The organism is Pseudomonas sp. Je.1.5.c (assembly GCF_051129895.1).
Lineage (GTDB): Bacteria > Pseudomonadota > Gammaproteobacteria > Pseudomonadales > Pseudomonadaceae > Aquipseudomonas > Aquipseudomonas urmiensis.
The window spans coordinates 48,284-56,574 of the sequence record NZ_JBCPSP010000039.1 but is presented as its reverse complement, the minus strand read 5'-3'; the positions used below and the strand labels follow the sequence as shown (position 1 = coordinate 56,574).

The 8,291-nt window shown below is 63.0% G+C and carries 8 protein-coding genes; 3 read left to right on the top strand and 5 right to left on the bottom strand.

Annotation, left to right across the window (positions count from 1 at the left end):
* Nucleotides 1-73: 73 nt before the first annotated feature.
* From AAZU54_RS22275 to AAZU54_RS22265, 3 genes are all read right to left on the bottom strand, one after another.
* Nucleotides 74-1,315: an MFS transporter gene (locus AAZU54_RS22275; RefSeq protein WP_434727686.1), complete on the bottom strand. Its 1,242-nt coding sequence runs from the start codon at nucleotides 1,313-1,315 to the stop codon at nucleotides 74-76.
* A gap of 194 nt (nucleotides 1,316-1,509) precedes the next feature.
* On the bottom strand, nucleotides 1,510-2,352 hold the full coding sequence (locus AAZU54_RS22270; RefSeq protein ID WP_428624088.1) for a mechanosensitive ion channel family protein: 843 nt from the start codon (nucleotides 2,350-2,352) through the stop codon (nucleotides 1,510-1,512).
* Nucleotides 2,353-2,465: 113 nt separating this feature from the next.
* The gene (locus AAZU54_RS22265) at nucleotides 2,466-2,951 is read right to left on the bottom strand and encodes a YajQ family cyclic di-GMP-binding protein (RefSeq protein WP_186553884.1); all 486 of its coding nucleotides are present in this window, start codon (nucleotides 2,949-2,951) and stop codon (nucleotides 2,466-2,468) included.
* Between the two features lie 101 nt (nucleotides 2,952-3,052).
* Here AAZU54_RS22265 and AAZU54_RS22260 point away from each other — a divergent pair, with 101 nt between their 5' ends.
* From AAZU54_RS22260 to AAZU54_RS22250, 3 genes are read left to right on the top strand one after another with little or no spacing between them, the layout of a single operon-like run.
* Nucleotides 3,053-3,970 carry a putative 2-dehydropantoate 2-reductase gene (locus tag AAZU54_RS22260; protein ID WP_434727685.1) on the top strand — a complete coding sequence of 306 codons (918 nt, stop codon included), beginning with the start codon at nucleotides 3,053-3,055 and terminating at the stop codon, nucleotides 3,968-3,970.
* 38 nt (nucleotides 3,971-4,008) lie between these two features.
* Entirely contained in the window at nucleotides 4,009-6,039 is a 2,031-nt protein-coding gene (locus tag AAZU54_RS22255) for a sensor histidine kinase (RefSeq protein ID WP_434727684.1), read from the top strand.
* 3 nt (nucleotides 6,040-6,042) lie between these two features.
* Nucleotides 6,043-6,603, top strand: coding sequence for a cob(I)yrinic acid a,c-diamide adenosyltransferase (locus AAZU54_RS22250; RefSeq protein ID WP_434727683.1), 561 nt, complete (start codon nucleotides 6,043-6,045; stop codon nucleotides 6,601-6,603).
* 45 nt (nucleotides 6,604-6,648) lie between these two features.
* Here AAZU54_RS22250 and AAZU54_RS22245 read toward each other — a convergent pair whose 3' ends face one another.
* Together AAZU54_RS22245 and AAZU54_RS22240 are read right to left on the bottom strand one after the other, a co-directional pair.
* A complete protein-coding gene (locus AAZU54_RS22245) occupies nucleotides 6,649-7,593 on the bottom strand; it encodes a Nudix family hydrolase (protein WP_434727682.1) in 945 nt (314 codons plus the stop codon).
* Complete coding sequence (locus AAZU54_RS22240) at nucleotides 7,590-8,222, bottom strand: glutathione S-transferase family protein (protein ID WP_434727681.1); 633 nt, start codon at nucleotides 8,220-8,222, stop codon at nucleotides 7,590-7,592. Before AAZU54_RS22240 ends, AAZU54_RS22245 begins: the two co-directional genes overlap by 4 nt.
* Nucleotides 8,223-8,291 lie beyond the last annotated feature (69 nt).

The following is an 8,291-nucleotide window of genomic DNA, read 5'->3' as shown; positions in this document are numbered from 1 at the left end:
CACGCAGCCCACAGCCTGCTGTCATGTTGCGTGGGAGCGGGCTTGCCCCGCGATAGGCCCACTGCTCGGATCACTAAACCACTGCCCCTTCCCCTGCCTGGCCACCCACCACAAACCACAATGGCCAAAGCGCCAACGCCCCCGCCACACCCGCCGCCAAGGCAAAATGCAACAGGCTCGCGCCCGCCCCGATCATTGCCAGCACCGCGCCACCCAGCCCCAGCAGGGCAATGGTGATCATGCCGAGCATGGCTGACACCAAGCCTTTGCTCCGCTCGCTGGAGAACAAGGTCATGCGGTACAGCACCGCGTTGGCCACGCCCAATCCCAGCGCATACAGCGACATCCCCGCCACCACGCTGGTCACCGACGGCCACAGCCACGTAGCCAGGACCATCAGCGCCAAGCCCGCCAGGTACGGCAGCAGCGCTCCGCGTACCAGGCTCGGCAGCGGATAGCGATCGGCAATGCGGTTGATGATCAGGTTGCCCATGATCAGCCCAGCGAACACCGGCAACTGCCACAAGGCGTATGCCATGGTGCTCAGCCGTTCATCGTGAATCAGCAGCACCGGCGACAAGCCAATCCAGCCAATCAGCGGCAGACCCACCAAGCCCAATGCCGCACTGCCCGCAACGAAGCGGCGGTTGCCCAGCAACTGGCCGTAGCCTGCCAACAGCGGCAGCAGGTGGATCGGTGTGAACGCCAGGCGCGAGCCATCGCGGCGCTCGACCCCAAGGGTTTCCGGCATCAACTTGTACAGCAGCAGCCAGGTCAGCACGGCGCCCACCGCAAAGGCCAGGAACAGCCAGCGCCAGTCCAGCCATTGCAGCATCAAGGTGCCAACCAACGGCCCCAGCAGCGGCGAGAGCAAGGCGATGTTGGCCAGCAGGGCCATCATGCGCACCGCATCGGCCTCACTGAACGCCTCGTTCAACGCCGGGTAGCTGACCGTGACCACGAAACCCAGGCCGATGCCCTGCAGCAGGCGCAGCAGGTTGAACACGCCGATGTCGTGCACCCAATAGGTCGCCAGGCAAGCTGCGCCGAAGATCAGGCAACCACTGAGCAGCAGCGGGCGCCGGCCGTAGCGGTCAGCGAGCGGACCGATCAGCCATTGCAGGACCACCCCGCCCAGCAGGTACAGGTTCAAGGCGTGGGGGATGAACTCGGGGCTGGCGTTGAGCTCATCGACCACCACCGGCATGGCGGGCATGACGGCGTCGCTGGCAAGGTAGGTGAGCAGCTCGAACAGGGCCAGGGTCAGGCCGAACAGCAAGGCTCGCCTGGGGGTGATATACAGCAGTGGTTTCATGGCAGGGATCAACGGGGTACGAAGAAAGGTCAGGTTATATGCCAGAAAAGGCGGGGCCTGGCTGTGAACAAGTGTAAGGGCGCAGAAATGAAAACGTGAGAGCGGGCTTGCCCCGCGAATGCGCCAGTCATTGCAACGATATCGTGCGATGACGCGTATTCGCGGGGCAAGCCCGCTCCCACGATCTTTAAGGGTTACTCGGTGGCCGCTTCCTGCACCACGCGAATCACTCGCTGCGGGAACGGAATGTCGATCCCTTCGGCGCGCAGACGGTCACGTGCATGCTCGTTGAGCATGAACATCACGTCCCAGTAGTCGGCGGTCTTGGTCCAGATACGCAGGGATACCGTGATCGAGCTGTCGCCCAAGGTGGAAATCACTGCCTGCGGCGCCGGATCCTGCAACACGCGTGGGTCCTGGGCGAGCTCCAGCAGCACGTTACGGGCTTTTTGCAGGTCTGCGTCGTAATCGACACCGACATCGAACACGACCTTGCGTGTCGGCTGGCGGTTGGTGTTGGTGATGATGCCGTTGGACAGGCTGCCGTTGGGCATGATCACGGTCTTGTTGTCACCGGTACGCAGCACGGTGTGGAAGATCTGGATGCTGTCGACCGTACCGCTGACGCCTTGCGCCTCGATCCAGTCGCCAATGCGGAACGGGCGGAACAGCAGGATCAGCACGCCACCGGCGAAGTTCGCCAGGCTGCCCTGCAAGGCCAAACCGATCGCCAGGCCTGCCGCACCGATGGCAGCCACGAACGAGGTGGTCTCGATGCCGATCATCGACGCCACGCTGACCAGCAGCAGCACTTTCAGGACGATGTTGGCCAGGGTGCTGATAAAGCCCTGCAAGGCCAGGTCGGCGTTGCGCAGGCCTACCAGTTTGCCCAAGCGGGCACTGACTTTGTTGGTAATCCACCAGCCGATGGCCAGTGTCAGCAACGCCAGCAGCAGACGGCTGCCGTATTCCATGATCAAGGGAAGCCAAGTCTGCGATTGGCGGACCAGCTGATCGACCTCAGCGTTCAAATCCATATTTATCTCCTGATGCCGAACGGCAAGTACACAGTAAAGCAGGCCGCAGGATTTCAGCGGCCGCGGACCCGATGGACATCATTGAGCCAGCGTTGTTCCGGGCCGCTGCGCGATCAGTCGCGGAAGTTGTTGAACTGCAGCGGCATGTCGAATTCCTTGGCGCGCAGTGCAGCAATGGCCTCTTGCAGATCATCGCGTTTCTTGCCAGTAACTCGGACCTGCTCACCCTGGATGGCGGCCTGGACCTTGAGCTTGGCATCCTTGATATGGGCGACGATCTTCTTCGCCAGCTCTTTATCGATGCCTTCGCGGAACTTGGCTTCTTGCTTCATTTCCTTGCCCGAAGCGTAGGCATCCTTGGTTTCCAGGCACTTGACGTCGATCTTGCGCTTGACCAGGGCGCCGCGCAGGATTTCGATCATGGCCTCGAGCTGGAACTCGGCCTCGGCGGTCATAAGAACAGTCTGCTCCTTGTCCTTGAATTCGAAGCTACCCTTACCTTTCAGGTCGTAGCGACGATCCAGCTCCTTGATGGCGTTGTCGACAGCGTTCTGCACTTCGTGCTTGTCCAGTTCCGATACCACGTCGAACGAAGGCATGGTTGTTCTCCAAAAATAAAGACGCGCTCGGCATGAAGATGGAGCACGCAGGGTTTGATGGTTAAAATGCGGGACACATTATAACGGGTTGCGAAACGCAGATGAGCAGCACCTGGCATATTCTCGGCGCCGGTAGCCTGGGCAGCCTTTGGGCGTGCCGCTTGGCTCGCGCTGGCAAGGCGGTACGGCTGATCCTGCGCGATCAGCAGCGGCTGGCATCGTATCAGGCCGCAGGTGGCCTGACCCTGGTCGAACAGGATCACTCCGCGCACTTCGCCATCCCCGCCGAAACCGATGACTTCGGTGGCCCGATCCACCGTTTATTGGTGGCCTGTAAAGCCTATGACGCCGCGCCTGCCGTCGCCCGCCTGGCGCCGCGGCTGGCCGAAGGTGCCGAACTGATCCTGCTGCAGAACGGCCTGGGTAGCCAGGATGAGGTCGCCGAGCAGGTGCCCCACGCGCGCTGCATCTTTGCCTCCAGCACTGAAGGTGCCTTTCGCGAAGAAGACTGGCGGGTGCGTTTTGCCGGCCACGGCTTCAATTGGCTGGGTGATCCACTCAACCCCGCGGCGCCCGAGTGGTTCGACGATCTGCACGACGCCGGTATCCCTGCCGAGTGGAGCGTGGATATCCTCACCCGGCTGTGGCGCAAGCTGGCGCTGAACTGCGCGATCAACCCTCTGACCGTACTGCACGACTGCCAGAATGGTGGCCTGCTGGGACACCTGGGCGAAGTCAGCGCGCTGTGCGAGGAGTTGGCTGAGTTGCTGCGCCGCTGTGGCCAACCCAAGGCCGCTGAAGAACTGGGCGAAGAGGTCGAACGGGTAATCCTGGCCACTGCGGCCAACTATTCTTCCATGTATCAGGACGTACGCAACGCACGCCGTACCGAGGTGCACTACTTGCTTGGCCACGCCTGTCGCAGCGCTGCCCGCCATGGCCTGCACCTAGCGCAGCTGGAACACCTGCGTCAGCGCCTGGTCGAAAACCTGCAAGCCCGCGGCCTGCCTAGCGACTGACAGCGCCCCTTCAACTGGATACGGACACTGCCTTGCCCATGAACCTGCGCCAACGGCTGGACAACCTTCCGGTCGGGCAGAAACTGCTGGCCGCCCTGCTGGTGCTGCTGGTAACCATCCTGCTGGTGGCCAACCTGACGTTCATCAGCGCCGCGTACTGGATTACCCAGGAAAGCATGGCGCCACAAGCCTTGCAGACCATCGGCCGGCTGGTATCCAACCCGCAACTGTCAGCCCGCGCCGGCGATTCGCCAGAGGCCGCAAGCGAGCTGCTCAAGGAGCTCGACAGCTACTCGCCGCTGCGCGCCGCCGCTATCTATGGCAGCGACGGACGCATGCTGGCGCAGTTGCAGCATGGCGAGCCACTGGCCTTGCCCAAGCGCTACCGCAATGTCGATGGCTGGCGGCTGATGGAATTTCGCAGCAGCCAGTTGATCCGCCTGCCGCGCGCCGCCAACCCACCTGCGCACCTGCTGCTGGTCGCCAGCAGCGAACTGCCGACCGCCTTCTACACCGGCACCCTGAGCGCAAGTATCGCGATCCTGATCTTCAGCATTCTGCTGTGGCTGGTGATCGCCCGGCAGATCAAGCGCCTGATCACCCAGCCGATCAACCAGCTCGAAGAACTCAGCCGCCAGGTAACCCGTGAAGAAAGCTATGCCCTGCGTGCCGAGCGCGGCAACGACGATGAAATCGGCAGCCTGGCCAACGCCTTCAACACCATGCTTTCGCGCATCGAGGCCCGTGAGCAGCAACTCAAGCGCACCCGTGACGAGTTCCAGAGCGCCTACGATCAAGCCCAGGGCCTGGCCGAGGAAACCCGGCACACCAACCGCAAGCTGGAGCTTGAGGTGCAGGTACGCAGCAAGATCGAGAAGAAACTCACCGGCTTCCAGAACTATCTCAACAGCATCATCGACTCGATGCCCTCGGCGCTTATCGCGCTAGACGAACAGCTCTACGTCACCCAGTGGAACCACGAAGCCACGGTGCTCTCCGGCACGCCGCTGGATGAAGCGTTGAATCAGCCGATTTTCATTGCCTTCGAGCCGCTCAAGCCGTTTTTGCCGCAACTCAAAGAGAGTGTCGAAAAGCACCGGGTAGCGAAGATCGAACGGGTCACCTGGCCCAAGGATGACGAGCCGCGCCACTATGCCCTGACCTTCTACCCATTGATGGGCGGCGGTGGGCGTGGCGTGGTGATCCGCATCGATGACATCACCCAGCGCCTGTCGCTGGAAGAGATGATGGTGCAGTCGGAGAAGATGCTCTCGGTGGGCGGCCTGGCGGCTGGCATGGCCCACGAGATCAACAACCCGCTCGGCGCGATCCTGCACAACGTGCAGAACATTCGTCGGCGGCTGTCGCCAGAGCTGCCACGCAACCAGGAGCAGGCCGAAGAGCTGGGCATCGACCTGCCAGTGGTCAACCGCTACCTGGAGAGCCGCGAAGTGCCGCAACTGCTCGACGGCATCCAGCAAGCGGGGGCACGGGCGGCGAAGATCGTCACCCACATGCTCAGTTTCAGCCGGCGCAGCAATCGCCAGTTGGCCCCGTGCGACCTGCCGGCGTTGATCGATCAGGCGGTGGAGATTGCTGGCAACGACTTCGACCTGGCCATCGGTTTCGACTTCAAGGGCCAGGCCATCGTCCGCCAGTTCGATGCCAAACTGGGGCCGGTGCCGTGCACCGCCAATGAGCTGGAGCAGGTACTACTGAACTTGCTGAAAAACGCCGCCCAGGCCATCCACCTGCGCCCGCAGCCCTGCGAGCCGGGGCGCATCACCCTGCGTACTCGGCTCAATCCGCCGTGGGCGGAGATCCAGGTCGAGGACAACGGCATCGGCATGCCCGAAGCGGTGCGCAAACGCACCTTCGAGCCATTCTTCACCACCAAGGAGATCGGCCAGGGCACTGGGCTGGGCCTGTCGGTCTCGTATTTCATCATCACCAACAACCACAAGGGGCAGATGGAGGTGCACTCCACCCCCGGCCAGGGAACGTGCTTTACCCTGCGCCTGCCCCTTGGCCAGCCCGCGCCGACGGCGGCGGGCAACACGGAGGCATGACACATGGGCTATCGCCTGTCGAAGATCTACACCCGCACCGGCGACCAGGGCGAGACCGGGCTTGGCGACGGCCGCCGGGTGCCCAAGGACCACCCACGGATCGAGGCGATTGGCGAGGTGGATAGCCTCAACAGTCAGCTGGGGCTGCTGCTGGCGGGCCTGAGCGAGGCTGGGCTGGATGAGCTGAGCGAGGTGCTGGCGCCGTGTCAGCACCGCCTGTTCGATCTCGGTGGGGAGCTGGCGATGCCCAGCTATCAAGCGTTGAACCAAGCGGAGGTGGAGCGGTTGGAGGCGGCTATCGATCTGTGGAACGAGGAGCTGGGGCCGCTGAAAAACTTCATTCTGCCCAGTGGATCGGCATTGGTGGCACAGGCGCATGTTTGCCGTAGCCAGGCGCGCAGTGCCGAGCGGCGCTGTCAGCAGCTCAATGCGCTGGAGCCGCTGACCGGAGTGGGCTTGGCGTATATCAATCGGCTTTCGGATTTGCTGTTTGTCGCGGCACGGATCATTGGCCGGCGCCAGGGGCTGGCGGAGGTTTTGTGGCAGGCAGCTACAAAACCTTGAGGCTGAAATTGCTGGGGCTGCTTTGCAGCCCCTTGCAGTGGCGACTCAAACCTCAGGCCAAAACGCCCGAATCCCCGCCACACCTTGCGCCCCCACCTGCCAGGCACGCTCACGCTGAGCGGCGCCCACACCGCCAAGCAAGAACACCGGCCGGCTAACCCCCTCGATCAACCGCCCCGCCTGCTCCCAGCCCAACGGCAGCGCCTCTGGATGGGTCTGGGTCGCCTGCACCGGCGACAAGGTGACGAAGTCCACCCCCATCTGCTCAGCCAGGGCCAACTCTTCAGCCGAGTGGCACGACGCCGCCAACCAGCGGTTCTCCGGGAACGGTCGCCCCTTGGCGGCATACTTGCGCAACTGTGCGGCGGTCAGGTGCCAGCCCGCTGCGGGGAAGTCGCCCAACCATTCCAGCGGCCCCTTGAGCATCAACTGCGCCTTGCCGGCACACAGCCCGACCGCATCCACCGCTACATCGCGGTACTTGGGATCGTACATATCCGGTGCGCGCAGCTGGATCAACTTGATCCCGCTTGCCACGGCCTTCTGGATACCGCGCAGCATTTGCGGCACCTCAAGCCCATCGGGGGTGATCAGGTACTGATCGGGCAAACGCGCAGCCGCGACGATCGGCTTGTTCGCCTCAGGGAATTGGTATTGGCCCAGATCACGCGGCGCAACCCACTCCAGCGGCTGACCCTCGATGCCATGCGGCTCGCCAGTGAAGGCATCGACTTCACGCACATCCAGCAACACTTGCTTGTCCGGGTAATCGTGGCTGATCTTGATCAGCGGCCGCGAGCGGCTCACGTCGATACCGAGCTCCTCACGCAGCTCTCGGGCCAGGGCCGCTTCGACGCCCTCACCCTCCTCCACTTTGCCGCCGGGGAACTCCCACAAGCCGCCCTGATGCTGGGTGTCGGCGCGGCGCGCAATCAGAATGCGCCCATCAGCGCCACGGATGACTGCCGCTACTACATGAATCCGTTTCACCCTTCACGCTCCGCCAGGCCTGCTTGCTGCCAGGCCTGGAAGGCCGGCCATTGATAGATGGTCTCGATGTAGCTGGCCGCTTCGGCCGGCACTTCCACCCGATAGGTACGCAGGCGTACAGCTACAGGGGCGAAGAACGCATCGGCCAGGCTTGGCTTGCCGAACAGGAACGGGCCGCTGTCCTTGGCCGCCAGGCGGCATTCGGACCACAACGCGACGATGCGGTCGATGTCCACTTGCACGTCCAAGGGCACGTTTTCCAGCGCCTGGTCACGCGACAGGTCGAACGGCATCGCACCGCGCAGGGCGAAAAAGCCGCTGTGCATCTGCGCGCAGGCCGAGCGCGCCTGGGCACGGGCGGCAATGTCGGCTGGCCACAGTTGAGCTTGAGGATGACGCTCGGACAGGTACTCGCCAATCGCCAGCGAGTCGGCGATGACGCCGTGCTCGGTCTTGAGCAGGGGCACTTTGCCGGACGCGGAAAACGCCAGGATGCGCGTGCGCGTATCGGCCTGGTTGAGTTTGATCAGGGTTTCTTCATAAGGAACACCGGCCAATTCCAGGGCCAGGGCGCCGCGTAGCGACCAGGAGGAATACAACTTGTCGCCGATGATCAGGTGGTAACTCATGGTTCGGCTCCATTTAATTGGCTGAATCTGAAATACCTTGGGGCCGCTGCGCGGCCCCAAGGATCAGCA